Annotated in this window: 23 protein-coding genes and 1 pseudogene; 14 read left to right on the top strand and 10 right to left on the bottom strand. The window is 73.7% G+C overall.

Translation table 11 applies throughout. The annotated features are described in order from the left end of the window. Nucleotides 1-110: 110 nt before the first annotated feature. The 3 genes from ACF1A5_RS14790 to ACF1A5_RS14780 all read left to right on the top strand — a co-directional run bounded on the left by ACF1A5_RS14790 (nt 111) and on the right by ACF1A5_RS14780 (nt 2,889). Nucleotides 111-800 (top strand): TetR/AcrR family transcriptional regulator, encoded by a 690-nt coding sequence (locus ACF1A5_RS14790; protein ID WP_392193230.1) that lies wholly within the window; start codon nt 111-113, stop codon nt 798-800. Between the two features lie 194 nt (nt 801-994). After that, nucleotides 995-2,227, top strand: coding sequence for a sensor histidine kinase (locus ACF1A5_RS14785; RefSeq protein ID WP_392193229.1), 1,233 nt, complete (start codon nt 995-997; stop codon nt 2,225-2,227). After that, nucleotides 2,224-2,889 (top strand): response regulator, encoded by a 666-nt coding sequence (locus ACF1A5_RS14780; RefSeq protein ID WP_392193228.1) that lies wholly within the window; start codon nt 2,224-2,226, stop codon nt 2,887-2,889. Before ACF1A5_RS14785 ends, ACF1A5_RS14780 begins: the two co-directional genes overlap by 4 nt. A 40-nt stretch (nt 2,890-2,929) precedes the next feature. Here the strand turns inward: ACF1A5_RS14780 and ACF1A5_RS14775 are convergent, their stop codons facing one another. After that, nucleotides 2,930-3,667: a maleylpyruvate isomerase family mycothiol-dependent enzyme gene (locus ACF1A5_RS14775; protein ID WP_392193227.1), complete on the bottom strand. Its 738-nt coding sequence runs from the start codon at nt 3,665-3,667 to the stop codon at nt 2,930-2,932. Between the two features lie 153 nt (nt 3,668-3,820). Between ACF1A5_RS14775 and ACF1A5_RS14770 the strand changes: the two genes are divergently transcribed. Next, complete coding sequence (locus tag ACF1A5_RS14770; protein ID WP_392193226.1) at nt 3,821-6,343, top strand: ATP-dependent Clp protease ATP-binding subunit; 2,523 nt, start codon at nt 3,821-3,823, stop codon at nt 6,341-6,343. Between the two features lie 66 nt (nt 6,344-6,409). Continuing rightward, nucleotides 6,410-8,341, top strand: a complete 1,932-nt coding sequence (gene htpG / locus ACF1A5_RS14765; protein ID WP_392193225.1) for a molecular chaperone HtpG — start codon at nt 6,410-6,412, stop codon at nt 8,339-8,341. A gap of 24 nt (nt 8,342-8,365) precedes the next feature. Here the strand turns inward: htpG and ACF1A5_RS14760 are convergent, their stop codons facing one another. Next, on the bottom strand, nt 8,366-8,947 hold the full coding sequence (locus ACF1A5_RS14760) for a hypothetical protein (protein ID WP_392193224.1): 582 nt from the start codon (nt 8,945-8,947) through the stop codon (nt 8,366-8,368). A 168-nt stretch (nt 8,948-9,115) separates the two neighbouring features. Further along, nucleotides 9,116-9,943, bottom strand: coding sequence for an MIP/aquaporin family protein (locus tag ACF1A5_RS14755; RefSeq protein ID WP_392193223.1), 828 nt, complete (start codon nt 9,941-9,943; stop codon nt 9,116-9,118). A gap of 294 nt (nt 9,944-10,237) precedes the next feature. On the opposite strand from ACF1A5_RS14755, the gene ACF1A5_RS14750 reads away from it, so the two are divergent. Then, entirely contained in the window at nt 10,238-10,615 is a 378-nt protein-coding gene (locus tag ACF1A5_RS14750; protein ID WP_392193222.1) for a luciferase family protein, read from the top strand. A 35-nt stretch (nt 10,616-10,650) separates the two neighbouring features. Here ACF1A5_RS14750 and ACF1A5_RS14745 read toward each other — a convergent pair whose 3' ends face one another. Beyond that, the gene (locus tag ACF1A5_RS14745; protein WP_392193221.1) at nt 10,651-11,448 is read right to left on the bottom strand and encodes a DeoR/GlpR family DNA-binding transcription regulator; all 798 of its coding nucleotides are present in this window, start codon (nt 11,446-11,448) and stop codon (nt 10,651-10,653) included. A 136-nt stretch (nt 11,449-11,584) separates the two neighbouring features. Here ACF1A5_RS14745 and ACF1A5_RS14740 point away from each other — a divergent pair, with 136 nt between their 5' ends. Then, complete coding sequence (locus ACF1A5_RS14740; RefSeq protein WP_392193220.1) at nt 11,585-12,466, top strand: SIS domain-containing protein; 882 nt, start codon at nt 11,585-11,587, stop codon at nt 12,464-12,466. Nucleotides 12,467-12,530: 64 nt separating this feature from the next. Then, the gene (locus ACF1A5_RS14735) at nt 12,531-13,403 is read left to right on the top strand and encodes a ketose-bisphosphate aldolase (protein WP_392193219.1); all 873 of its coding nucleotides are present in this window, start codon (nt 12,531-12,533) and stop codon (nt 13,401-13,403) included. Here ACF1A5_RS14735 and ACF1A5_RS14730 read toward each other — a convergent pair. Continuing rightward, nucleotides 13,393-14,553, bottom strand: coding sequence for a methyltransferase (locus tag ACF1A5_RS14730; protein ID WP_392193485.1), 1,161 nt, complete (start codon nt 14,551-14,553; stop codon nt 13,393-13,395). The genes ACF1A5_RS14735 and ACF1A5_RS14730 overlap by 11 nt on opposite strands. A 113-nt stretch (nt 14,554-14,666) precedes the next feature. Between ACF1A5_RS14730 and ACF1A5_RS14725 the strand changes: the two genes are divergently transcribed. Both ACF1A5_RS14725 and ACF1A5_RS14720 read left to right on the top strand, forming a co-directional pair. After that, a complete protein-coding gene (locus tag ACF1A5_RS14725) occupies nt 14,667-15,317 on the top strand; it encodes an alpha-ketoglutarate-dependent dioxygenase AlkB family protein (protein WP_392193218.1) in 651 nt (216 codons plus the stop codon). Between the two features lie 48 nt (nt 15,318-15,365). After that, nucleotides 15,366-16,604 carry an ROK family protein gene (locus tag ACF1A5_RS14720; RefSeq protein WP_392193217.1) on the top strand — a complete coding sequence of 413 codons (1,239 nt, stop codon included), beginning with the start codon at nt 15,366-15,368 and terminating at the stop codon, nt 16,602-16,604. Between the two features lie 135 nt (nt 16,605-16,739). On the opposite strand, the gene ACF1A5_RS14715 is transcribed toward ACF1A5_RS14720, so the two are convergent. Together ACF1A5_RS14715 and ACF1A5_RS14710 are read right to left on the bottom strand one after the other, a co-directional pair. After that, the gene (locus tag ACF1A5_RS14715; protein WP_392193216.1) at nt 16,740-17,336 is read right to left on the bottom strand and encodes a DUF4865 family protein; all 597 of its coding nucleotides are present in this window, start codon (nt 17,334-17,336) and stop codon (nt 16,740-16,742) included. 64 nt (nt 17,337-17,400) lie between these two features. Beyond that, nucleotides 17,401-17,979, bottom strand: coding sequence for a TetR/AcrR family transcriptional regulator (locus ACF1A5_RS14710; RefSeq protein WP_392193215.1), 579 nt, complete (start codon nt 17,977-17,979; stop codon nt 17,401-17,403). A 160-nt stretch (nt 17,980-18,139) separates the two neighbouring features. Between ACF1A5_RS14710 and ACF1A5_RS14705 the strand changes: the two genes are divergently transcribed. The 3 genes and pseudogenes from ACF1A5_RS14705 to ACF1A5_RS14695 all read left to right on the top strand — a co-directional run bounded on the left by ACF1A5_RS14705 (nt 18,140) and on the right by ACF1A5_RS14695 (nt 21,792). Beyond that, a complete protein-coding gene (locus tag ACF1A5_RS14705; RefSeq protein WP_356179923.1) occupies nt 18,140-18,454 on the top strand; it encodes an SHOCT domain-containing protein in 315 nt (104 codons plus the stop codon). Further along, the gene (locus ACF1A5_RS14700) at nt 18,451-19,200 is read left to right on the top strand and encodes an ABC transporter ATP-binding protein (RefSeq protein WP_392193214.1); all 750 of its coding nucleotides are present in this window, start codon (nt 18,451-18,453) and stop codon (nt 19,198-19,200) included. Before ACF1A5_RS14705 ends, ACF1A5_RS14700 begins: the two co-directional genes overlap by 4 nt. After that, nucleotides 19,197-21,792 (top strand): annotated as a pseudogene (locus ACF1A5_RS14695) (ABC transporter permease). Before ACF1A5_RS14700 ends, ACF1A5_RS14695 begins: the two are co-directional and overlap by 4 nt. Nucleotides 21,793-21,807: 15 nt before the next feature. Here the strand turns inward: ACF1A5_RS14695 and ACF1A5_RS14690 are convergent. Continuing rightward, on the bottom strand, nt 21,808-22,344 hold the full coding sequence (locus ACF1A5_RS14690; RefSeq protein WP_392193213.1) for an ATP-binding protein: 537 nt from the start codon (nt 22,342-22,344) through the stop codon (nt 21,808-21,810). Nucleotides 22,345-22,527: 183 nt separating this feature from the next. After that, entirely contained in the window at nt 22,528-22,851 is a 324-nt protein-coding gene (locus ACF1A5_RS14685; RefSeq protein ID WP_392193212.1) for a hypothetical protein, read from the bottom strand. Between the two features lie 381 nt (nt 22,852-23,232). On the opposite strand from ACF1A5_RS14685, the gene ACF1A5_RS14680 reads away from it, so the two are divergent. Continuing rightward, nucleotides 23,233-24,357 carry a PLP-dependent cysteine synthase family protein gene (locus ACF1A5_RS14680; RefSeq protein WP_392193211.1) on the top strand — a complete coding sequence of 375 codons (1,125 nt, stop codon included), beginning with the start codon at nt 23,233-23,235 and terminating at the stop codon, nt 24,355-24,357. Nucleotides 24,358-24,473: 116 nt separating this feature from the next. Here ACF1A5_RS14680 and ACF1A5_RS14675 read toward each other — a convergent pair whose 3' ends face one another. Further along, nucleotides 24,474-25,319, bottom strand: a complete 846-nt coding sequence (locus ACF1A5_RS14675; protein ID WP_392193210.1) for a DeoR/GlpR family DNA-binding transcription regulator — start codon at nt 25,317-25,319, stop codon at nt 24,474-24,476. Between the last annotated feature and the right edge of the window lie 40 nt (nt 25,320-25,359).

Below are 25,359 nucleotides of genomic sequence, written 5' to 3'. Positions count from 1 at the left end.
GGAGAGCACTGCTCTCGTTCTGAGAGCAGTGTGCCCCGGGTCGGCACACCAGGGCAAGAGCAGTGCTCTGATTTGTGTGCGGTGCTCTGAAAACGTGGAACACTGGTCGTATGAGCACCGCACAGGGAGCCCGCGCCCGGGCCAGGACGGAGATCACCGCCGCGATCAAGGACGAGGCGCGCAGACAGCTCGCTGCCGAAGGAGCGGCGAAGCTCTCGCTGCGCGCCGTGGCCCGCGCGCTCGGCATGGTCTCCTCCGCGCTCTACCGCTACTTCCCCAGCCGCGACGACCTGCTGACCGCGCTCATCATCGACGCCTACGACTCCCTGGGCGAGGCCGCGGAGGCGGCGCACGCCGCGGTGGCGGAGGCCGCCCCGCTGGAGCGCTGGACCGCCGTGTGCGAGGCGGTGCGCGGCTGGGCGCTCGCGCACCCGCACGAGTACGCCCTCATCTACGGCTCGCCCGTGCCCGGCTACACCGCGCCCGAGACCACCGTTCCGGCCGCGTCCCGGGTCGGCCTCCTCCTCATCGGCGTCGTGCGCGACGCCCATGAAAAGGGTGCGTTGACCGGACCGCCGCTGCCCGCCGACCTGCGCGAGGAGGCCGGGCGGATCGCCGCCGACCTCGCCCCAGACCTTCCGCCGGGGGCGGCGGCGGCGCTGGTCGCGGCCTGGGCGCAGCTGTTCGGGCTGGTCGGGTTCGAGCTGTTTGGGCAGTTCCACCGGGTGGTGGAGGACCGTGCGCCGTTCTTCCGGCACGCGGCGGTCCGACTCGCGCTCGGGGTCGGGCTGGCGCCTTGACGCCGCTGACGCCTTGACGCCGCCGACGTCCTGCCGTCCAGCTCCGCGACGTGCCGGCCCCTCGCCTCCTGCAGGCGTCACCCCGGGCGGGGCCAGGGCCGCTCTCCGAGGACGGGCGTACTCTCCGGGGAGTACCGGTGATCACGACGCCAGGCTGACGTCGCCGGCGGCACCGGCCGTCTAGCGTGGCGGACATGGCAGAACAGCACGTACGCGGGGGCGGCCCGCCGCAGTGGTGGCGGCACGGACCGCCCTGGTGGAACCGCCCGGACGGCGATGAGGCGCGCCCCGGCCGCTGGCCCTGGCCGTCCACCGTGATGTTCACGGCGTTCGTGCTCCTCGGTACCCATTTCTCCGCCCACAACCAGATCCGGCGGGAGCCGCTGGACGCGTACGCGGTCCTGCTGCTGTGCGTGGCCTCGGGACTGCTGCTGTGGCGCAAGCGGTACCCGGTGTTCGTCGTCTTCGGCACGGCCGCGGCGACCCTGGCCTACTTCGCCGCCGGATACCCGTACGGGCCGGTCTTCCTCGCCGTCGCGGTGGCCTGCTTCAGCGCCGTCGTCGCGGGGCACCCCCGGGCCGCCTGGGCGGCCGTGGGCGCGCTCTGGGCCGGACACGCGGTCATGGCGCTCTGGCTCTACCGGTGGCTGCCGCCCGCCGGGGACGCCGCCTCCTCCTGGGGCCAGCAACTCGTCATCGGCACCTGGGTGGTGGCCGTCGTCGCGGTCTCCGTACTGGCCCGCGTCCGCCGTGAGCAGTGGGCGAAGGAACGGGCCGAGCGGGCCCAGGCGGCCCGGCGGCGCGCGGACGCCGAACGGCTGCGGATCGCCCGCGAACTGCACGACGTCCTCGCGCACAGCATCTCCGTCATCAACGTGCAGGCGGGCGTCGGCCTCGCGCTCCTGGACAGCGACCCGGAGCAGGCGCGTACGGCGCTCACCACGATCAAGGACGCCAGCAAGGAGGCGCTGGGGGAGGTGCGCCAGGTGCTCGCCACCCTGCGCGCCCCCGGCGACGCGCCGCGCGCTCCGGCGCCGGGTCTCGACCGGCTGCCGGAACTGGTCGAGGCCGCGGCCGGCGCCGGTCTCGACGTCGAGGTCGAGGGCGAGCCGCCCCGGCTGCCGCCCGGCACCGACCTCGCCGCCTTCCGGATCGTCCAGGAGGCCCTCACCAACGTCATACGCCACTCGGGCTCACGGCACGCGCGCGTGCGCATGGACATCGAAGGGGACGGCGGCGCGCTGCGCCTGCGCGTCGACGACGACGGGCCCGCGACCGGCGCCGACGCGGGCGGCAGCGGCAACGGCCTGGCCGGGATGCGCGAGCGGGCCGCCGCGCTCGGCGGCGGCATCGAGGCGGGCCCGCGGCCCGGCGGCGGCTGGCGGGTGCTCGCCGTACTGCCCCTCAAGACGGAGGAGGACCGGTGATCCGCGTACTGCTCGCCGACGACCAGTCGCTGGTGCGGGCCGGCTTCAAGGCGCTGCTCGACGCCCAGCGGGACATCGAGGTGGCCGGGGAGGCCGCGGACGGCGAGGAGGCGGTGCGCGGGGTGCGCGAACTGCATCCCGACGTCGTGCTCATGGACATCCGGATGCCCCTGCTGGACGGACTGGCCGCTACCCGCCGCATCACCGGCGACACGGAGCTGACGGACGTCAAAGTGGTCATGCTCACCACCTTCGAACTCGACGAGTACGTCTTCGAGGCGATCCGCTCGGGCGCCTCCGGCTTCCTGGTGAAGGACACCGAACCGGAGGAACTCCTGCGCGCGGTAAGGGCGGTGGTGGCCGGAGACGCGCTGCTGTCGCCGGGCGTGACCCGTCGGCTGATCGCCGAGTTCGCCGCCCGCTCCAAGGAGCCGGCCGCCGCGGACGCCCTCGCCCGGCTGACCGAGCGCGAACGCGAGGTGATGGCCCTGGTCGGCATCGGCCTGTCCAACGAGGAGATCGCCCGCCGCCTGGTCGTCAGCCCGCTCACCGCCAAGACCCACGTCAGCCGCGCCATGGTGAAGCTCGGTGCCCGCGACCGCGCCCAACTGGTCGTCCTCGCCTACGAGTCGGGGCTGGTGCGGCCGGGCTGGCTGGGCTGAGGGCGCCTGCCGGGACGCCCCACGGGCCCGAGGGGGAGTCTCAGACGATCGCCGACGTCTCCCGCCACAGCCCGGCGAGCGCGGCGTCGCCCGTCACGCTCGGCACCGGTACCCGGTTCCACAGTGCCAGGTACAACTGCTCTGCCGGACCCGCCAGTTCGGCGTCCGCCTCGCCCGAGAGCCCGAGCGCGGCGACCGGCGGTGCGTCCGACAGCCGTACGGTCCACGCCGCCTCCGTGTCCGTGGCCCGCACTTGCAGCACCCGCGGCTTCTCCGTGCGGACCCGGCTCCGGGACCGGGCGTGGAAGCCCCGCAGCAGCTCGTCGACGCCGTCCACGGCGAACTCCGAGCCGATCGCCGTCGGGGCGCCGCCGCGCGCCGACTCGGCGTCGTAACGGTGCACCGTCGTCTCGTGCGCCTGCCGCCGGGCCCAGAAGGCCAGGGAGGACGGAGAGGGCGCGGGGTGGAACGTCCAGCACTCCAGGACGGCGGGCGCCGCGGCCAGGGTCTCGACGAGCGCCCGGTGGCTGTCGCGGTACCAGGACACGAGCGCGTCACCGTCCAGGTCCGGCGGATCGCCCATGGGGCGCGGGGAGGCGCACGCCTCGGCCACGATGCCGGCGGCCCAGCTGTGCACCACGCCGGTGTGCCGCAGCAGGTCCCGCACCCGCCACCCCGGGCAGGCCGGTACCTCGGCGGCGGTGCCCGCCTCCTCGGCGGCCGCGGCCAGCAGCCTGCCCTCCCGGTCCAGTGTGTCGACGAAATCGGTGGTCTCCATGCGGGGAGTGTGCCGGACGGAACCCGGTCGGGGGAGACCGGGGGAGGGTGCCGGCGTCCGGTACGGCACCGGGTCGGCGTATGCCGCGTTGCGGTGGGCCATTCGGCGGGTTGGGCTGGTGGGGACTCATTCCCCACGCTGCGGACGGCGATCATGACGATGTCCCCCTTCGGCGCCTCCTTCGGGGGCCCGGACCCGTTCTCCGAGATCCTCAACCGCTTCTTCGGCATGACCCCGGCCGCCTCGCCCCCGCAGGTGCAGCGGGTGCCGATCGGGCGGCTGCTGACCGAGTCCGCGCACGAGCTGATCAACCTCGCCACCCGGCGGGCGGCCGAGGGCGGCAGCTCCGACCTGGACACCGAGCACCTGCTGTGGGCGTGCACGCAGGTGGAGCCCGCCCGCGGCCTGCTCGACCGGGCCGGAGCCGATCCGGACCACCTCGGCCGGGCGCTCGCCGTGGCGCTGCCCGGCGAGAGCGGCACCCCGTCCGCGCAGCCGGGCCTGACCCCGGCGGCCAAGCGCGTGCTGCTGCGCGCCCACGAGCGCTCACAGGCGTCCGGAGTGTCGTACATCGGGCCCGAGCACATCCTCGGGGCGCTGCTCGACACGCCCGGCGCCGCCGCGGCCCGTGTCCTGGCCGCCCACGGCATGGACCTCGACGGGCTGCGCCGCACCTCCGAGACGGCCGCCCGCGTCGAGGCCGCGCCGGACGGGGGCGAGACCACGAGCGCCACGCCGACCCTGGACCAGTACGGGCGCGATCTGACCGAGGAGGCGCGGGCCGGGAAGCTGGACCCGGTGGTCGGGCGTGCCGTGGAGATCGAGCAGACCGTCGAGGTCCTCTCCCGGCGCGCGAAGAACAACCCCGTCCTGATCGGGGAGCCGGGCGTGGGGAAGACCGCGATCGTGGAGGGCCTCGCCCAGCGGATCGTCGCCGGCGACGTGCCCAGGACGCTGGAGCACAAGCGGGTGGTCGCCCTCGACCTCACCGGGCTGGTGGCCGGAGCGCAGTACCGGGGCCAGTTCGAGGAGCGCCTGAAGAACGTCATCGACGAGGTCAGGGCCGCCTCCGAGTCGACGATCCTGTTCCTGGACGAACTGCACACCGTCGTCGGTGCCGGCGCCACCGGCGAGGGCTCGATGGACGCGGGCAACATCCTCAAACCGGCGCTCGCCCGGGGCGAACTGCACGTCGTCGGCGCCACCACACTCGACGAGTACCGCCGCTACGTTGAGAAGGACGCCGCCCTGGAGCGCCGCTTGCAGCCGGTGATGGTGCCCGAGCCGACCGTCGAGGAGACGGTGCAGATCCTGGAGGGCCTGCGTGACTCCTACGAGGCCCACCACCAGGTGCGCCACACCGACGAGGCGCTGGTCGCGGCGGCCGAGCTGTCGGACCGGTACGTCACCGACCGCTTCCTGCCCGACAAGGCCATCGACCTGCTCGACCAGGCCGGGGCCCGGGTGCGGCTGCGGTCCCTGGGCCGGTCCACCGAGGTCGTCGAGCGCGAGGACCGGCTCGCCAAGCTGCGCCGGGAGAAGGACCAGGCCGTCGCCGCCGAGGACTTCGAACGGGCCTCCGAGCTGAAGGACCGCGTCGCGGAGGTGGAGTCGGAGCTGGCGGGCCTCGCCGAGCGCCGCGAGGGCGTGCTGGAGGTGACCGTCGAGGACATCGCCGACGTACTGTCCCGGCGCACCGGCATCCCCGTGGCGCAGCTGACCGAGACCGAGAAGGAACGGCTGCTGAAGCTGGAGGAGGCGCTGCACTCCCGGGTCGTCGGCCAGGACGAGGCCGTCACCGCGATCGCGCAGGCGGTGCGCCGCAACCGGGCCGGCATGAGCGACTCCGACCGCCCCGTCGGGTCCTTCCTCTTCCTCGGCCCGCCCGGGGTCGGCAAGACCGAACTGGCCAAGGCCCTGGCCGAGTTGCTCTTCGGCGACGAGAACCGCATGGTCCGCTTCGACATGAGCGAGTTCCAGGAGAAGCACACGGTCTCCCGGCTCGTCGGGGCCCCTCCCGGCTACGCCGGTCACGAGGAGGCCGGCCAGCTCACCGAGAAGGTGCGCCGCCGGCCCTACAGCGTGCTGCTCTTCGACGAGGTGGAGAAGGCCCACCCGGACGTCTTCAACACGCTGCTCCAGGTCCTCGACGACGGGCGGCTCACCGACGCCCAGGGCCGCACCGTCGACTTCCGCAACACCGTGGTCATCATGACCTCCAACATCGGCGCCCGGCGGATCCTCGCCCACGGGGGTGATGTCGGCGCCGTCCGGGAGCAGTTGATGGCGGACCTGCGGGCCCGGTTCCTGCCCGAGTTCCTCAACCGCATCGACGACATCATCGTCTTCCACGGTCTGGGCGAGGGCGAACTCGGCCGGATCGTCGACCTGTTGCTGGAGCGGAGCCGGCGCCGGGTACGGGCGCAGGGCCTGGAGCTGGAGGTCACCGAACCGGCGAAGAAACTCCTCGTCGCGCACGGCCACCAGCCGGAGTTCGGCGCCCGTCCGCTGCGCCGCACCATCCAGGCGGAGCTGGACAACCGCATCGCCGACCTGCTGCTGAGCGACTCCGCCGGCCCGGGGGACACGATCGTGGCCGACGTGGTGGACGACGCCCTCGTCTGCCGCGTCCACCACCCGGCGCCGGCACAGCGGGTCCGCGGCCCGGAGAGCTGACCGGGTGTCCTACAGTGACTGCCGTCAGTCACGGCGACACGGCGATCTGTGAGGTACGCGCGAACCATGCCGACCGAAACGTTTGAGTTCCAGGTAGAGGCCCGTCAGCTGCTCCAGCTGATGATCCACTCGGTCTACTCGAACAAGGATGTCTTCCTGCGTGAGCTCGTCTCCAACGCCTCCGACGCGCTGGACAAGTTGCGCTTGGCGGGCCTGCGGGAGGAGGTCCCGGACGCCGACGTGTCCGATCCGCACATCGAGATCGAGGCCGACCCGGACGCCCGCACCCTCACCGTGCGGGACAACGGCATCGGCATGTCGTACGACGAGGTCGGGCAGCTCATCGGCACCATCGCCAACTCCGGTACGGCCTCCTTCCTCCAGGAGCTGCGGGAGGCCCAGGACGCGGCCGGAGCCGAGGGCCTGATCGGCCAGTTCGGCGTCGGCTTCTACTCGGGCTTCATGGTGGCCGACGAGATGACCCTGGTGACCCGGCGCGCCGGTGAGAGCCGGGGCACCCGCTGGACGTCCCGCGGCGAGGGCACGTACACGCTGGAACGGGTCGAGGACGTGCCGCAGGGCACCGCGGTCACGTTGCACCTCAAGCCGGCCGACCCGGACAACCAGCTCCACGACTACACCTCCGCCTGGAAGATCCGGGAGATCGTCAAGCGGTACTCGGACTTCATCACCTGGCCGATCCGGCTGGTCCCCCCGCCTGCCGGGGCCGGTACGACGGACCAGGACGCCCCGGCGCGGGAGGACGCCCCGGCGGAGCCCGAGACGCTCAACTCGATGAAGGCGCTGTGGGCGCGCCCGCGCGAGGAGGTGTCCGACGACGAGTACCACGAGCTCTACAAGCACCTCGGCCACGACTGGCGCGACCCGCTGGAGACGATCCGGCTGCAGGCGGAGGGCACCTTCGAGTACCAGGCCCTGCTGTTCGTGCCCGCGCACGCCCCGCACGACCTGTTCACCCAGGGCGCCCGGCGCGGCCTGCAGCTCTATGTGAAGCGCGTCCTCATCATGGAGGACTGCGACGCGCTGCTGCCGTCCTACCTCCGCTTCGTCAAGGGCGTCGTCGACGCCCAGGACCTCTCTCTCAACGTCTCCCGCGAGATCCTTCAGCAGGACCGGCACATCCGCATGATGCGGCGCCGTCTGACGAAGAAGGTCCTGTCCTCGGTCAAGGACATGATGACCAAGGCCCCGGAGCGTTACGCCTCGCTGTGGCGGGAGTTCGGCCCCGTGCTCAAGGAGGGGCTGGTGACCGACTCCGAGAACCGCGACGCCCTCCTCGCCGTCGCGTCGTTCGCGACGACGCACGGCGACGGCGAGCCGGTCACGCTGAAGAGCTACGCGGAACGGATGCAGGACGGGCAGGAGGACATCTACTACCTGACCGGCGAGTCCCGGCAGAGCGTCGAGAACTCCCCGCACATGGAGGCGTTCCGCGACCGGGGCATCGAGGTGCTGCTGCTCACCGACCCCGTCGACGAGGTGTGGGTCGACGCCGTGGGCGAGTACGAGGGCCGGCGGTTGCGCTCCGTGGCCAAGGGCGAGATCGACCTCGGCGCACAGCCCGAGGAGCCCTCCGGCGGCGAGCGGGAGAAGCAGGCCGAGGAGTACGCCGGGCTGCTCGGCTGGCTGACCGAGCGGCTCGCGGACGACGTCAAGGAGGTACGTCTGTCCTCGCGCCTGACCGTCTCCCCGGCCTGCGTGGTCTCCGACGCGCACGACCTCACCCCGGCCCTGGAGGGCATGTACCGCGCGATGGGCCAGGAGGTGCCGGCCGCCAAGCGGATCCTGGAGCTCAACCCGGGCCATGTGCTCGTCAAGGGCCTGAACCAGGCCTTCCGGGACGGCGAGGACCGGGCCGGCCTCACCGGGACCGCCGAACTGCTGTACGGCCTGGCGGTGCTCGCCGAGGGCGGCCGGCCGAAGGACCCGGCACAGTTCGTGAAGCTGGTGGCCGAGCGCCTGGAGCGCGCGCTGTAGCCGCCGGCGGACGGCGGGACCGGGTCAGCCCGTCTTGCGCCCCCACCGTGTGTCCACCCTGGCCCACTCCTCGGCCCACTGGTCCATACGGTGGCGGTCCAGCCGGGCCCGGGCCAGCTTGGCGCCGCCGATGACCACGCCCACGGCGGCCGTCGCGGCCCAGAGTCCGCCGAGGGCCGCCTGGAAGGCGGCTTCCGCGTGCGAGACGGGCGGTGGGGTCAGGCGGCCGTGCCCGTCCGTCCACACCGTGACGTGGCTGCCGGGCCGTGCGGTGGCCGGGACCCTGGCGCGGCTCGTGTGCGCCGCGCCGTCCCGGTCGGTCCAGCGCACCGTGCCCCACACCAGGGCGCTGCTCGTGGGCCGGGCGGCGCCCCACGTTGCCTCCTGCGTCAGCGCGGCTGACACCGGCCGGCTCCGGTCGCGCACCCCGTCGGCGCCTTGCCGCATCGCGCCCGCCGTCAGGAGCCCCGCGAGGAGACCGCCGGCCACGGCGAGGAGGCAGGCCGCGACCAGGATCCACGCCTCCACGACATCACTGGTCCGCCGCAGCGGACTGCGCCGCCACCGCCACAGCCGACGCTGCCACTCTCCCGCACGACGTGTCACCTTCGACACCCCCTCGTGAGCACCGACGGCCGCTCGGGGCACCTGTCGTTCCCCGACGCTTGGCGGCTCCTCATGCCAGTGTGCTCCCGGATGGGGGCGCGGGCCCGCCCGGAGGGCCCGTCCCGTGGCGGGCGAGCCTGGAACCGGGTCCTCGTTCGTCACTCTCCGTCACGCACTCGCGGAGTCGGGCGTCGGGACCCGTCCGGGTTCCTGCTCCGCGGGCGTCACCGGCAGGTGCGGGGTGACGAGCAGGCGGTACGCCAGGGCGCCGATCACGCCGCCGACCAGCGGACCGACGATCGGCACCCAGAAGTAGAGGTTCCCGTACTGGTCCCGCCAGGCCGTGCCGTATCCCGTGAGGTAGCTCGCGAGACGGGGGCCGAGGTCGCGGGCCGGGTTGATGGCGTAGCCCGCGTCCGCGCCCCAGGCCATGCCGATGGCCACGACCAGGAAGCCGATGACCAGGGGCGCGAGGTTGGCGCCCGGCGGGGTGTTGAGCAGGTCGGTGACGGCGAAGATCAGCAGGACCAGGATCGCGGTGCCGATGATCTGGTCGCGCAGCGCGCCCCACTCGCTGACCGGGAAGACGCCGTTGCCGGGGAGGGTCGAGAAGACGCCCTGGGTCTTGATCGTGTGGCCGGGGTCGGCCTCGGCGAGGATCTCGGTGTAGTTCCAGCGCACCAGCAGGGCCGCGGCGAAAGCGCCGAGCGTCTGCGCCAGTGCGTAGGGCAGGACCTTGCGCCAGGAGAAGCCCTTGAAGCAGGCCAGTGCCAGGGTCACCGCGGGATTGAGGTGGGCGCCGCTGACACGGGCGGCGATGTAGACACCGAGCGTGACGCCGATGCCCCATGCCCAGGTGATGCTGTCGTGATCTCCGAGCTTCCCGGCCACGACCTGCGCGACCACACCGCAGCCGAACAGGATGAGGACCATTGTGCCCAGGAACTCGGCCGTGAGCTCGCCGACCAGTCCCCGTCCGGACGTCCCGTCTGCCATGGGGCACCGCCTTCCACTCGCACGAGGTTGGGCGCGTTTCGGCCGCGAGCGTACCGATGTGGTGCCGGACGTCCAGGGGGCGGACGCCAAGCGGAAGTTGCCTCTCTCACTTCGTGTACGTGCGGTGAGGTGCGGCGAGTTCGCCCGGCGGGTGCCGTGGCGACGCCCCGCCGGGCGTGCGGTGGGGGCGTGCGCGGGCGGGCGTGCCCGGGCGGCGGGACGTGGTCGGACACGGATCGGTTAAGGCTCGCTCACGTATCGGTGTCCAAACGGTGAGCACGCCATGATGGAACCATGACGTTGGCCGCACGTGCTCTTGCCCAACTGACTTCCTGGCCCGACCTGATGGAGGCGGCGCCGAGTTGCGGTACGGGGCAGGCCCTCAGCTCCGCTCAAGGCGAGATAGCCCACTTCCACTCCGACCGGGACGTCGACCTCCGGCTCACCGCCGGGGCCATCCGGCGGCTCGCGGGGGACCTGCGGCGGTTCGCGGCGATCCGGCTCGTGCCCGGTTCGCAGTGGGTGACGCTGCGTCTGGACGCCTCCGCGGACGTCGATCTCCTCGTGACCCTGGTGAGCGTCGCCCTCCAGGCCCAGCAGCGCGCACCGGAGGACGCCCGGCCCGTCCCGGGGTGCAACGACTGCCGCGGTGTGGGCTTCTTCCGCGCCTGAGCGGAACGGGCGGGCCCGGGGCGCGGGACGAGCCGTCAGACGGTGACGACCCGGATGCCCGCCTCCTCGAACCGCCGCACCGTGTCCTGCCCCGCCGCCGTGTCCGTGACCAGTGTGTCCACCGACTCGGCCGCGCAGATACGGGCGAAGGCGCGCCGGCCCAGCTTGCTGGAGTCGGCGGCGACGACGACCCGTTCGGCGCGCTCGCACAGCAGCCGGTTGACGGCGGCCTCCGCCTCGTCGTGCGCCGCGGCGCCGTGCGCGACGTCGAGGGCGACCACCCCGAGCACCGCCACGTCCAGGGTGATCTGCCCCAGCACCCCGTCCGCCAGCGGCCCGATGAGCTCGTACGACTGCGGGCGCGCGACGCCGCCGGTCACCACGATCTTGAACTGGGGCCGTACGGCCAGCTCATTGGCGATGTTCAGCGCGTTGGTCACCACCGTCAGCGCCGGGGAGCCGGAGGGCCCCGGGGCGGCGGAGCTCAGATCGCCGCGCACCGCCAGGGCACGGGCCACCTCCGTCGTGGTCGTGCCGCCGGTCAGGCCCACCGCCTCACCGGGCGACACGAGGTCCGCGACCGCCTTGGCGATCCGCTGCTTCTCGGAGGCGCGGCGGGCCGTCTTGTACCGCAGCGGAAGCTCGTAGGAGACGCCGTGCACGACGGCCCCGCCCCGGGTGCGCACGAGCATCTGCTGCTCGGCGAGCTGGTCGAAGTCCCGGCGGATGGTCGCGGCCGACACGCCCAGCTCGGACGCCGCCTCCTCGACGTCCAGCCGGCCGCGCTCGACGAGCAGCTCCAGCAGCGCCTTCCAGCGGGCGTCGCGCGACATCCGCGGGCCTCCATTCCCTCGATCTCCCGCGACCCTAACGCACGCGGCACCCGCCGAGATGCTTGATTGTGCGCGAAACGGAGCGCTATCTTGCAGGAACAATCACCAGCACCCCCAGGGGAAGAGTGAGGGCGGCATGACCCATGTCGAGGACGAGCTGAGCAGCCAGCCCGAGTGCTGGACCCGCGCCGCGGCCGAGGCCACCGAGCAGGGCCGGGCCCTCCCGGCGCCGGGGGAGCGGGTCGCGATCGTCGGCTGCGGCACCTCGTACTTCATGGCCCAGACTGCCGCCGCGCTCCGCGAGGGCGCCGAGGAGGGCGAGACGGACGCCTTCGCCGCCTCCGAGTTCCCGTACGGCCGCTCCTACGACCGGGTGCTCGCCCTCACCCGGTCCGGCACCACCACCGAAGTCCTCGATCTGCTCGGCCGGTTGAAGGGCCGTACGCGCACGACCGCCGTCACCGCGGACCCGGACACGCCCGTCATGGGAGTCGCCGACGACGTCGTGGTGCTCGACTTCGCGGACGAACGCTCCGTGGTGCAGACCCGGTTCGCGACCACCGCGCTCACCTTGCTGCGCGCCCACCTCGGGCTGCACACCGACAACGTCGTCGACGACGCGCGCACCGCCCTCGCCGAGCCGCTGCCCGAAGGGCTCGTGGACCGCACCCAGTTCACCTTCCTCGGCCGCGGCTGGACCGTGGGGCTCGCCAACGAGGCCGGGCTGAAGATGCGGGAGGCCTCGCTGTCCTGGACCGAGGCCTACCCGGCGATGGAGTACCGGCACGGGCCCATCAGCATCACCACCCGCTCCACGGCCACCTGGATGCTCGGCCGGGCACCGGAGGGGCTCGCCGACCAGGTGCGCGCCACCGGCGGCCGGTGGATCCAGGGCGAACTCGACCCCCTCGCCGAACTCGTCCGCGTCCAGCGCCTCGCCGTCGCCGTCGCCGCCGCCCGCGGTCTCGACCCGGACCGGCCGCGCCACCTGACCCGTTCGGTGATCCTCAACCCCTGAGCCGGACCCCTGACCCGAACTCCTGGACCACACCTCCTGATCCGAGTCCCCGAAAGGACAGGCCGTGCCGCTTGCAGCCACCGGCGAGCTGGTCACCGCGGCCGCCGCCGCGCGCTCCGCCGTCGCCGCCTTCAACGTCATCACGCTGGAGCACGTCGAGGCCGTCGTCGCCGGCGCCGAGGCGGCCGGCACCCCCGTTGTCCTCCAAGTCAGCGAGAACGCGGTCAAGTTCCGCTACGGGCGGGTGCTACCGCTCGCCCGCGCCGCCGTCGCCGCCGCCGAACGCGCCCGCGTGCCGGTCGCCCTCCACCTCGACCACGTGCAGAGCGACGACCTGCTGCGCCAGGCCTGTGACGCGGGTTTCAGCTCCGTCATGTACGACGCCTCCCGGCTGCCCTACGCCGAGAACCTCGCCGCCACCAGGGCCGCAGCCGAATGGGCGCACGCCCAAGGGCTGTGGACCGAGGCCGAGTTGGGGGAGATCGGCGGGAAGAACGGGCGGCCGCCGCTCGACGCCCACGCCCCCGGCGCCCGCACCGACCCCGCCGAGGCGCACGCGTTCGTGACCGACTCCGGGGTGGACGCGCTGGCCGTGGCCGTCGGCAACGCCCATGCCATGACCGAGCGCACCGCCGCCCTCGACCACGACCTGATCAAACGCCTCGCCGGCACGCTGGACGTGCCCCTCGTCCTGCACGGCTCCTCCGGCGTGCCCGACGCCGAACTGACCGCGGCCGTCGCCGGCGGCATCGCCAAGGTCAACGTCGGCACCGCCCTGAACATCGCGATGACCGGCGCGATCCGCGACTTCCTCGCCGGCCGGCCCGAGGCGGTCGACTCGCGCACCTACCTCGGGGTGGGACGTGAGGCCATGGTGGCGGAGGTGCGGCGGCTCGTCGCGCTCCTCGCGTCCGGCCGCCCGCCGGTTAACTCCTGACGGCCCTCAGCACCACGAACTTCGGGTCGCTCGCGATCAGTTCACAGGCACCGAACAGGCGTCGCAGCTTGGCGTGGTACCCCAGATGCCGGTTGCCGATCACCCACAGCTCGCCGCCGGGGCGCAGCACGCGCCGCGCCCCGGTGAACATCCGCCACGCCGTCGTGTCGGTCGTCGCCTGGTGGGAGTGGAACGGCGGGTTGTTGAGCACCAGGTCCACACTGCCGTCCGGTATCCCGGCCAGTCCGTCGCCGACCCGGAACTCGGCGTGCCCCGGCACGCCGTTCGCCCGGTACGTCGCCTCCGCCGAGGCCACGGCCTGGAACGACTCGTCCACGAACAGCACCTCGGCCTCGGGGTTCGCCAGCGCCGCGGCCGTCCCCACCACGCCGTTGCCGCAGCCCAGGTCCACCACCCGCCGCGCCCCACGGCTTCGCGGAAGGTGCCCGAGGAAGAAGCGGGTGCCGATGTCGAGCCGGTCCGCGCAGAAGACGCCGGCGTGGTTGACGACGGTCCGGCCGGAGACGGCGCCGATCCCCTCGGGCAGCGCGTAGCGGTGCGGCCACGGGTTGGCGGGCGGCCGCAGGGACGCGTCCGGGGTGCAGAAGACCAGCCGTGCCTTGCGCTCCGCGAGCGAGGTCCGGGTCGGTCCGAGCACCCGCTCGAACAGTTGCAGTGTGGAGGTGTGGATCTCCTTCACCATCCCGGTACCGACGACGAGCGTGCCCTCGTGCACCGCGGGCGCCAGCCGCAGCAGCTGGTCCTCCAGCAGGGCCAGGCTCTTGGGCACCCGCACCAGGAGGGCGTCGACGCGACCGGGCGGCGGATCCTGGGTGGTGAGCAGACGCACCGCACCGGTCTCCACGCCGTTGCGGGCGAGGTTGGCGCGGGTCGCCTCCTGGGTCAGGAACGAGTCGGTGATCTGCACCGGCCGGTGCGCGGCCAGCGCCGTGACCAGCGCGCCCCAGCGGTCCCCGACCACCACGACGGTCCCGGACAGCCCCGTCCCGGTCTCCCGCCCCGGCTCGTCCGGCTCCCGCTGCGCGAGATGCCGCAGCAGGTACTCGTCGGAGGCGTCCCAGGCGCGCAGCCGGTCGCGGGGGTCCTCGGGGAAGCGGGCCAGCTCCAGCTCGCCCCAGGGCGTCGTCATACGGTCGTTCATCGTCCGACAAGGCTAGCGGAGCCGCAGCTCAGGCCCGGTCGGCCGGGGCGGGCGCCGCGTACCCCGGGGCCCGCCGCGGCCGGTGCGAGAGGATGGACGGCATGGACGCCGAGCTGTTCCCCCGGGCGCGTACGGAGATCGTGCCCGGTGCCGTGCACGTGCCCGACTGGCTGGACGGCGAGCGGCAGCGCGAGCTGCTCACGGCCTGCCGGGAGTGGGCACGCCCGCCGGCCGGCCTGCGCACGGTGCGCACCCCCGGCGGCGGCACGATGACCGCACGACAGGTGTGCCTGGGCTGGCACTGGTACCCCTACGCCTACGCCCGCACCGTCGTGGACGGCGACCGGGCGCCGGTGAAGCCGTTCCCGGCCTGGCTGGGCGAACTGGGCCGGCGCGCGGTGGCCGACGCGCTGGGCCCGGAGGCGGTACCGGCGGCCGCGTACGACATCGCGCTGATCAACTTCTACGACGCCGGCGCCCGTATGGGCATGCACCGCGACGGCGACGAGAAGTCGACCGCGCCGGTGGTCTCCCTCAGCCTCGGCGACACCTGCCTGTTCCGCTTCGGCAACACCGAGACCCGGACCCGGCCGTGGACCGACGTCGAACTGCGCAGCGGCGACCTGTTCGTGTTCGGCGGCCCCGCCCGGCTCGCCCACCACGGCGTGCCCCGCGTCCACCCGGGCACCGCGCCGCCCGAGTTGACGCTGACCGGACGGCTGAACATCACCCTCCGGGTGAGCGGCTTCTGACTCACGGCGCCGGTCACGGCACCGGAGGATCATGGGAGACTCGCCCTCATGAGCGGCAAGGCGGACCCCCGGGCGGCGGGGGAAGGGACCACCTCGAGGACGCGGCTGGACCGGGGGCGCGGTGCGCTCGGCCCCGCGCTGGAGCTCGTGCACACCGGACGCGCCCCGACCCGGGCCGTGCTCACCGCCGAGCTCGGTGTGACCCGGGCGACGGCGGGCGCGGTGGCGGCGGAGCTGGAGGCGCTGGGCCTTATCCGGGTGGACGCCCGCCCGGGCGCGGCGGCCGGGTCGCAGGGGCGTCCCTCGCACCGGCTCGCGGTCGCCGAGAACGGCCCGGTCGCGCTGGCCGCGCAGGTGCACGCCGACGGGTTCCGCGCGGCCCTGGTGGGCCTGGGCGGCCGGATCGTCGCCACCGCGCCCGGCTGCGAGACCGTCGACGCCGACCCGGCCAAGGTGCTCGGCTCCGTCGTGGAGGCCGGCGCCGAACTGCTGCGGGCGACCGGGCGGCGCTGCGTGGGCGCCGGGCTCGCCGTGCCGTCGGCGGTCGCCGAGCCGGAGGGGCTCGCGCTGAACCCTTTGCACCTGGCGTGGCCCGCGGGCGCGCCCGTGCGCCGGATCTTCGCCGAGTGCGTGCGCGCCGCCGGGATCACCGGCCCGGCCTTCGCGGCCAACGACGTCAACCTCGCGGCGCTGGCCGAGCACCGGCACGGCGCGGGCCGGGGCGCCCGCGACCTGCTGTGCGTGGCCACCGGCCACCGGGGCGTGGGCGGCGCGCTGGTGCTGGACGGGCGGCTGCACACGGGTAGTTCCGGTCTGGCCCTGGAGGTCGGCCACCTCACCGTCAACCCCGAGGGACGCCCCTGCCACTGCGGCAGCCGGGGCTGCCTCGACGTCGAGGCCGACCCACTGGCCTTCCTCACCGCCGCGGGCCGCGAGGTGGGCCCCGAGGTGTCGCTGTTGAAGCAGGCGCACGACCTGATCCGCGACCACTACGACGACCCCGCCGTCCGCGCGGCCGTCGAGGCCCTCGTCGACCGCCTGGGCCTCGGCCTCGCCGGTCTGGTGAACATCCTCAACCCGGACCGGATCATCCTCGGCGGCCTGCACCGTACCCTGCTCGACGCCGCCCCGGACCGGCTGCGCGCCGTCGTCGCCGACCGGAGCCTGTGGGGCCAGAGCGGCGGCGTCCCGATCCTCCCCTGCACCCTCGACCACAACAGCCTGGTGGGCGCCGCCGAACTGGCCTGGCAGCCGGTCCTCGACGATCCCCTGGGCGCCCTGGCATGACCCACCCCCACCCCGCCGCCACCGCGACCCCCGCCGCCACCGCGACCCCCGCCCCACCCACCACCGACCCCGGCTCCACCGGGTCCGGCCTCCGGCTCCGACGAGACCGGCGTGCGGCTGCCGAGCCGGCCGTGGTCACCAATGGCGGCCGGGCCGCAGGGTCTTTCGTCCGGGGGCGGACAGGTGGAGGACCCGGAAGATGTCGCCGTCGGGCTGCGGGACGCCGGCTGCGGCGGGGTGCCGGGTCCAGAGGGAGAGGTGCACCAACTCCCAGCCGTGGGTGTCCAGGGCGGCCGCCGCCAGGACCGCGCCGTCCAGACCGGCCAGCCGCGCCGTCTCCCGGGCCGCGTCGTCCATGAACGCGGCCGACTCCACGCCGTCCGGGACGGGTTGCCGGTGCCGTACGGCCAGGGCGGCGGGGGAGTCGGTGGCGGTGCCCTCCTCGAACGCCACCCCGGTCCACTGCCGCACGGCGGGCCGCCCGAAGTCGTCGACGAGTCCCTGGAAGCCGCCGGAGAGGAAGGAGTTCATGCCCTCGACGGTGTTCCACAGGTAGAACGGCGCGTACTGGTTGACCGGTGAGCCGTGCACTCCCCGTGCGCGCATCAGGTACGCCTTGAGGCCGAGGCCCTCCCAGTCGTCCAGCAGATGCCCGCGGCGCGCCACACGGCCGCGCACGACGTCCATGTCGTAGTCGGCGGGGAGTGTCAGCTCGTACTGCATGGCGTGCATGGATCGGGTCCTTTCGGCTGGGTCGGGTCCGCTGCGGCCCCGCGGCCGCCGGCTCCCCGAGGTCTCAGGGGTTCCGCGGCGCGAGCAGCGAGAGCAGGCCGCGGACAGCGGCGTCGAAGGCGGCGGGGGAGCCGGAGGCGCGCGCGAGGACGTAACCGCCCTGAACGGTGGCGACGACCGCCGCCGCGATCTCCTCGCCGTCCAGCGAGGGCGCGAACTGGCCCTGCTCCTGGCCCTCTTCGACGAGTCCGGCCAGCCGCTCACGGATCCGGTCGAGCGCCTCGTCGACCGGCGCGCGCAACTCGTCGTCGGCGACGACGTCGGGGTCCATCGTCAGACGTCCCACCGGGCAGCCGCGCAGCACGTCGCGTTCGCGCCGCAGATACGCCTCGATGCGGTCGTACGGCGTGCCCGGGCCGCCGAGCACGCCCTCCGCGGTGGCCAGCAGCTCCTCGGCCGTCCGGCGGATCGCCGCCAGCGCCAGGTCGGGCTTGCCCTTGAAGTGGTGGTACATACTGCCCTGCCCGGCGCCCGCCCGCTCCAGGATCGCCTTGGGACTGGTGCCCACGTACCCGCGCTCCCACAGCAGCTCGCGGGTGGACTCGATCAGTCGCTCCGAAGTGCTCACGACGACAATGTACATACTAGTAGGTACAGAAGTCGAGACCGGGAGGAGCAGGCGCGGGCGCGCTCCGTACTTCCCGGGAGGTACGCGCACTGCCGCCGGCCGTACGACGACCCGGGCCCCCTCCCGGAGCCACTCTCGGAACATCACCGCAGAGCCTCCGAGGAGATGAGCCGAGATGCAGACCCTGGCGAACTGGGACGGCGGCCCCGGGCCGTGGATCCTCTTCTTCCCGCTGATGTGGGCGGCCGTGATCGTCGGCGCGGTCACCGTCCTGCGCCGCGCCGCCTGGAGCGGTGGCCGGGGCGGGTCCTGGCGCGGCACGGACCGCGGACCGTGGCGCGGCACGGACGGCCGCCCCGCCCCCGACTCGCCCCTCGCCCTCCTCGGCCGCCGCTTCGCCTCCGGCGAGATCGACGAGGACGAGTACTGGCGTCGGCTGTCGGTGCTGGAGGAGCAGTTCGGCCGCACGGGCAAGGGCGGTGCCGTATGAGCACCGTGACCGGGACCCGGACGGCCGCGCGGGTCGTCGACGCCGTGAAGGTGTACGGCGCCGGCGACACCGCCGTGCGGGCCCTGGACGGCGTGAGCGTCGACTTCCCGGCCGGGCGCTTCACCGCGATCATGGGACCCTCCGGCTCCGGCAAGTCCACCCTGATGCACTGCGCGGCGGGGCTCGACACGCTCACCTCCGGCACCGCCCACATCGGCGGCACCGAGCTGAGCGGCCTCGACGACCGCCGGCTGACCCTGCTGCGCCGCGACCGGGTCGGCTTCGTCTTCCAGGCGTTCAACCTCGTGCCGACGCTGACCGTCGCGGAGAACATCACACTGCCGCTGGACCTCGCCGGCCGCGGCGGGGACGAGGAGTGGATCGACGCGCTCGTCGACGTCGTCGGCCTGCGCGACCGGCTGCACCACCGGCCCTCCCAGTGCTCCGGCGGACAGCAGCAACGCGTGGCCGTGGCCCGGGCGTTCGCCGGCCGGCCGGATGTGGTCTTCGCCGACGAACCGACCGGAAACCTCGACTCCCGCGCCGGCGCGGAGGTGCTCGGCCTGCTCGGCCGCGCCGTGCGCCACATGGACCGCACCGTGGTGATGGTCACCCACGACCCCGTCGCCGCCGCCCACGCCGACGAGGTCCTCTTCCTCGCCGACGGGCGCCCGGTCGACCGTATGGAGTCCCCGACCGCCGACTCGGTCCTGGACCGTATGAAGGCCTTCGAGGTGAGGTCGTGAACGCCACGGTCCGCCTCAGTCTGTCCTCCCTGCGCGCCCACCGGCGGCGCTTCGCCGGCACCTTCCTCGCCGTGTTCCTCGGCGTCGCCTTCCTGACCGGCACCCTGGTCATGGGCGACACGCTGCGCGCGAGCTTCGACTCGATGTTCGGCACGGCGGCCCGGGGCACGGACGCCGTCGTCCGGGGCGCCGACGTCATCACCACACCCGGCGAGAGCCGGGGCGTGCGGCGGCCCGTCGACACCTCCCTGCTCACGGCCGTGGCGCGGGTCCCCGGCGTGGCGGCCGCCGCCCCCGAGATCCAGGGGGCGGGCCAACTCGTCGGCAGGAACGGGGCGGCCGTGGGCGGCCAGGGGCCGCCCACCCTGGCCGGCAACTGGATCACCGACCCGGAGCTCAACCCGTACCGGCTCGCCGAGGGCCGCGCGCCCGCGAAGTCCGGCGAGGTCGTCGTCAACCGCGGCGCCGCGCGCACGGGCGGCCTGCGCATCGGCGACACGACGACGCTGCGCACGCCCGACCCGGTCAGGGTGACGATCGTGGGCCTCGCGACGTTCGGCGGCGAGGACGGCATGGCCCAGGTGACGTTCACCGGCATGACCCGCGCCGACGCGGAGAGGTACCTGACCGGCCGGCCCGGCCAGGCGGCGAGCATCCTGGTGCGGGCCGAGCCGGGCGTCGACCGGCACGATCTGGTGCGCCGCCTGACGCCCGTCCTGCCCCGCGGCGTCGAGGCCATCACCGGACAGGAGTCGGCGCGGCGTCGAGGCCATCACCGGACAGGAGTCGGCCCAGGAGAACACCGACATGATCTCCAGTCAGTTCCTGACCATGTTCACCACGTTCCTGCTGGTGTTCTCCGGAGTGGCGCTGCTGGTGGCCACGTTCTCCATCCACAACACCTTCGCGATCGTCGTGGCCCAGCGCACCCGGGAGAACGCCCTGCTGCGCGCCCTCGGGGCCGCCCGCCGCCAGGTGACCGCCGCCACCCTCGTCGAAGCGAGCGCGGTCGCGACCGCCGGCTCCGCCGGGGGACTCGCGGGCGGCATCGGGATCGCCGCGGGACTGCAGGCGCTGTTCCCGGCCATCGGGTTCCCCTTCCCCGATGGCGGCCTCGTCGTCACGCCCGGGTCGATGCTGCTGCCGCTCGCGGTCGGCGTCGTCGTCTGCCTGGGCTCCGCGCTGCTGCCCGCCGTACGGGCCGGCCGGACGGCGCCCCTGGCGGCGCTGCGCGAGAGCGCCGTCGACTCCTCCGGGGCCTCCCGCACCCGCGCAGTCACCGGCACCGCCCTCGCGGCCGTCTCCGTCGCCGTCACCCTGGCCGGCGTGCTGGTCCACCGGTCGGTGTGGGCGGCCGGACTGGGCGCCGTACTGGCCCTGGCCGCCTTCGTGGTCCTCGGCCCGGTCGCCTCCACCGCCGTCGTACGGCTCCTCGGCGGCCCGCTCGACCGGCTGCGCGGCGTCACCGGCGCCCTCGCCCGGCGCAACGCGCTGCGCAGCCCCAAGCGCACCGCCGCGACCGCGGGCGCGCTGATGATCGGGGTCGCCGTCGTGTCGCTCTTCACCGTCTTCGGAGCCTCGCTCAAGGCCACCATGGACCAGACCGTGTCCCGCTCCTTCGCGGGCGACCTCGCGGTGAGCACCCCGTCCTTCGGCGCGGGCGGCAGCGGGCTGAGCCCCGGGCTCGCCGCCGCCGTGCAGCGGCTGCCCGAGGTGGACACCGCCGTCGGGCTCGGCCGGGGCGTGGCGGAGGTCGACGGCAGGGGGCGATCCCTGACCGTCACCGACCCCGGCGCCCTCGCCCGCACCTTCGACCTGGGCCGGGTACGGGGCAGCCTCCGCGACCTCGGCACCGACGGGATCGCCGTCAGCCGGAAGGAGGCCGACGCACGCGTCCTCACCACCGGCGACCGGACGAGGCTGACCTTCACCGACGGCAGGTCCGCCGCGTTCACCGTCCGCGCGGTCTACGGGCAGTCCGAACTCGTCGGCGACTACGTCGTCACCCGCGCCGCCTGGGCCCCGCACCGCACCCAGGACGCCGACACCCTGGTCGCCGTCTCCCTCAAGGACGGGGTGGGCGCCGACGCGGGCAGGAAGGCGGTCCAGCGGGTGGCCGCCCGGTACGGCAACCCCCAGGTGCAGACCCGCGCCGAGTACGCGCAGTCCTCGGCCGGCGGCATCGACATGATGCTCACGCTCGTCTACGCCCTGCTCGCCCTGGCGGTCCTCATCGCCCTGCTCGGCATCGCCAACACGCTGACCCTGGCGATCCACGAACGCACCCGCGAAATGGGGCTGCTCCGCGCGGTCGGCCAGACCCGCGCCCAGCTGCGCGCCATGGTCCGCTGGGAATCGGTCCTGATCGCCGCCTTCGGCACGGCCGGCGGGCTCGCCCTCGGCACCTGCCTCGGCTGGGTGCTGGTGAAGGCCTCCGAGGGCGCGAGTGGCACCGCGTTCGCGTTCGCCGTCCCGCCGGTGCGCCTCGTGGCGGTGGCGCTGGTGGGCGTCACGGCCGGAGTCCTCGCCGCACTGCGCCCGGCCCGGCGCGCGGCCCGCCTGGACGTACTGCGGGCCGTCGCCGCGCAGTGACCGTTCACCGCCCGCTCAGCCGGGAACGGCCGACCGGGCGGGAGCGCGCGCCGGCCGGGCGGCGCCGTCGAGCGCGGGTTCGACCTGGGTGAACCGGCGCACGGACGTCTCCCCGGCGGTCAGGCGCGGCACCAGGGCGGGCACCACCAGCGCGGACGCGGCGGTGGGCAGGGTGAACCAGACGACCTTGCCCCGCTCCCCGTCCGGGCGCGCGCCCCAGCTCTCGCTCATCGCCGCCACCATCGCCAGCCCACGGCCACCGGTGGCGAGCGGCTCGACGTCCTCCACGACGGGAAGGCGCGGGTCGTGGTCGCGCACCGAGACCGTCAGCCGGTCCAGCAGCACCTCGAGCTCCACGGTGCACAACTTGTCGGGCCGGGCGTGCTGGTGGACGTTGGTCAACAGCTCCGTCACACCGAGCGCGGCCCGGTCTATCAGAGGGTTGAGCTGCCAGTAGCGCAAGTGCGCCGATACGATTCTGCGGACCTGGCCGATCCGCGACGGCAGGGCTTGGAGCTCCACCGTGCAGTGCCTGCTTGGGTGACTGGTCACGGCTGCGACTCCCCGACGTAGAGGTCCGGAAGAACACGACGTTTCGAATGCAGCAGGACGCCTGCGTGACACTGCCGCCTGCTGTCGTGGCCGGCGGGCTGGTTCGCAGCGTTATCGCCGGTAAACCCAGAGTGACGTGTGACCAGCGTGACGCAAGGGGCCAAGTCCCGCAACTCGCGTCTCCTAGCGGTCGTGTCGCGCGGCCCGGCGGACGGCCTCGATGAACCGGCGCGCGGCGGGCGGCCCGGTCTCGCCCGGAGCGGGGTCGTGGTCACCGAGGGTCAGCAGGTACCGCTTGCCGTTCAGGTCGGCGAGCGCCCGGTCGTCCGGGGCGAACCAGGGCTTCGACGCCCGCACCGCCCGCACCGGCGCGCTGTCGATCTCGCTGCCGTAACTGGTGAGCAACTCCAGCCTGCCGCCGCTGATCCGGATCTGCCCGGCCCGGGTGAGCGAACGCAGCCGCTGCTCGATCCGCACGCCCTTGGCCGTGAATTCCGGTTCCGCCATCCCTTCCCGCCCCCTTGCGCATCGCTCGTCGTGGGCTTCGTCCCGCGTGCCGGCGGGCCGAGGAGCCGGTCCGCCCGCCGGGCTCCGCATGTGCCGCGGCGGCCCCGGCCTCCTCCTGCCGGTGCAGTCTGCCGCCCTTCGCCGGGCAGCACCAGTGCGCGCGCCCCGGTCGCCGCCGGTGCCCGGAGCACTCGCGCGAAGTGCGCCCCCACCCGGGAACGCGTGGCGTCCGGGAACGGGTACGCGACGGCCGCCCCAGGGGCGCCTTTGAGCCGCTCAAAGGCGCGTTTATGCAGGTGGGAAGCGTGCCGGAAGGTGTCTATCATCGGGGGCGTCCGGCCGCGCTCCACGCCGTCGGCGCTCAGCGTAAGGAGTCCCGCCGTGAGCACCACCCCACAGACCCGGACCGGCGAAACCCTCGACGCCGACCGGACCGACAGCGGCTACCGCGTCTGGCTCAAAGAGGCCGTCCGCAAGGTCCAGGCCGACGCCAACCGCTCGGCCGACACCCACCTCCTGCGCTTCCCGCTGCCCGAGGAGTGGGGCATCGACCTGTACCTGAAGGACGAGTCGACCCACCCGACCGGCAGCCTCAAGCACCGGCTGGCCCGCTCGCTGTTCCTCTACGGCCTGTGCAACGGATGGGTCCGGCCGGGGCGCCCGGTGATCGAGGCATCCAGCGGCTCGACCGCCGTCTCCGAGGCGTACTTCGCGAAGCTGATCGGCGTGCCCTTCATCGCGGTGATGCCGCGCACGACGAGCGCCGAGAAGTGCCGCCTGATCGAGTTCCACGGCGGCCGGTGCCACTTCGTGGACGACCCCCGCACGATGTACGAGGAGTCCGCCCGCCTCGCGGGAGAGACCGGCGGCCACTACATGGACCAGTTCACCTACGCGGAACGGGCCACGGACTGGCGCGGCAACAACAACATCGCCGAATCCGTCTTCCGCCAGCTGGAGTTGGAGCGGTTCCCGGAGCCGGCGTGGATCGTCGCCACCGCGGGTACCGGCGGCACCTCCGCGACCATCGCGCGCTACGTCCACTACATGCAGTACGACACCCGCATCTGTGTCGCCGACCCGGACAACTCCTGTTTCTTCGAGGGCTGGACCACCGGCGATCCGGACGTCACCTGCGACTGCGGCTCCCGCATCGAGGGCATCGGCAGGCCGCGCATGGAGCCGAGCTTCGTGCCCGGCGCCATCGACCGGATGATGAAGGTGCCGGACGCGGCCAGCGTCGCCGCCGTCCGCGCCCTGGAGCAGGCCATCGGCCGCAAGGCGGGCGGCTCCACCGGCACCGGCCTGTGGAGCGCCCTGAAGATCGTCGCCGAGATGGTGGCGCAGGGACGGCAGGGCAGCGTGGTGACACTGCTGTGCGACCCCGGGGACAGGTATCTGGACAAGTACTACTCGGACGACTGGCTCACCGCCCAGGGCCTGGACATCGCGCCGTACACGGCGGCGATCGAGTCGTTCCTGGCGACCGGAGTGTGGCCGGACTGAGCCGGGGGTGGTGCGCCCCGCCCAGTGCGTGGGGCAGCGTCCGCGGCGGGTCAGGAGCCGTCAGCCGCCGGTCGAGAGGCCGGCCGGCGGGAGCACGTCAGATGGCCGGCGGGCCGTCAGACGTCCGTACCGTCCGCCGCGGTGGTCCGGTCGGCCCGCTCGCCCGCCACCACCAGGCGCAGCTTCTCGGCGACCTCGGCGCGCGCGTCGGACGGCAGCCCGGCGTCCGTCACCAGGGTGTCGACCTGCTCCAGCCCGGCGAAGGAACTCAGACCCACCACACCCCACTTGGTGTGGTCGGCGACCACCACGACCCGCCGCGCGGACTGCACCAGACGCCGGTTGGTCTCGGCCTCCGCCAGGTTCGGCGTCGACAGGCCCGCCTCCAGCGATATCCCGTGCACACCGAGGAACAGCACGTCGAAATGGAGCGCCGCGATCGCCTGGTCGGCCACCGGACCGACCAGCGAGTCGGACGGGGTGCGCACCCCGCCGGTCAGCACGACCGTCGCCGCGCCCGGCCGCCGGCCCGAGGTGCGCTGCGCCGCGTGGAAGACGTCCGCCACCCGCACCGAGTTGGTGACCACCGTAAGATCCGGCACGTCCAGCAGGTGCTGGGCCAGCGCGTACGTCGTCGTCCCGCCCGAGAGCGCGATCGCCGTGCCCGGCGCCACCAGCTCGGCCGCTGTTCGGGCGATGTCCTCCTTGGCGCTCAGCTCCAGCCCCGACTTCGCCTCGAAGCCCGGCTCGTGCGTGCTCGCCTCCACCAGCGGCACCGCCCCGCCGTGCACCTTCTCCAGCACGCCCTGACGGGCCAGCGCGTCCAGATCGCGGCGCACCGTCATGTCCGACACGCCGAGCTTCCGGGTCAACTCGTTGACCCGGACACCGCCGCGGCGCCGGACCTCGTCGAGGATCAGGGCGCGGCGCTGCTCCGCGAGGAGGTTCTGATTCTCACTCACGTGGGCTCCGGTTCCTTTCGCCTCGAGCCGTCCGACCCGC

It is taken from the genome of Streptomyces sp. NPDC014864 (assembly GCF_043081525.1).
In the GTDB taxonomy this organism is placed as follows: Bacteria; Actinomycetota; Actinomycetes; order Streptomycetales; family Streptomycetaceae; genus Streptomyces.
This window is presented reverse-complemented; position numbering and strand designations above follow the sequence as displayed.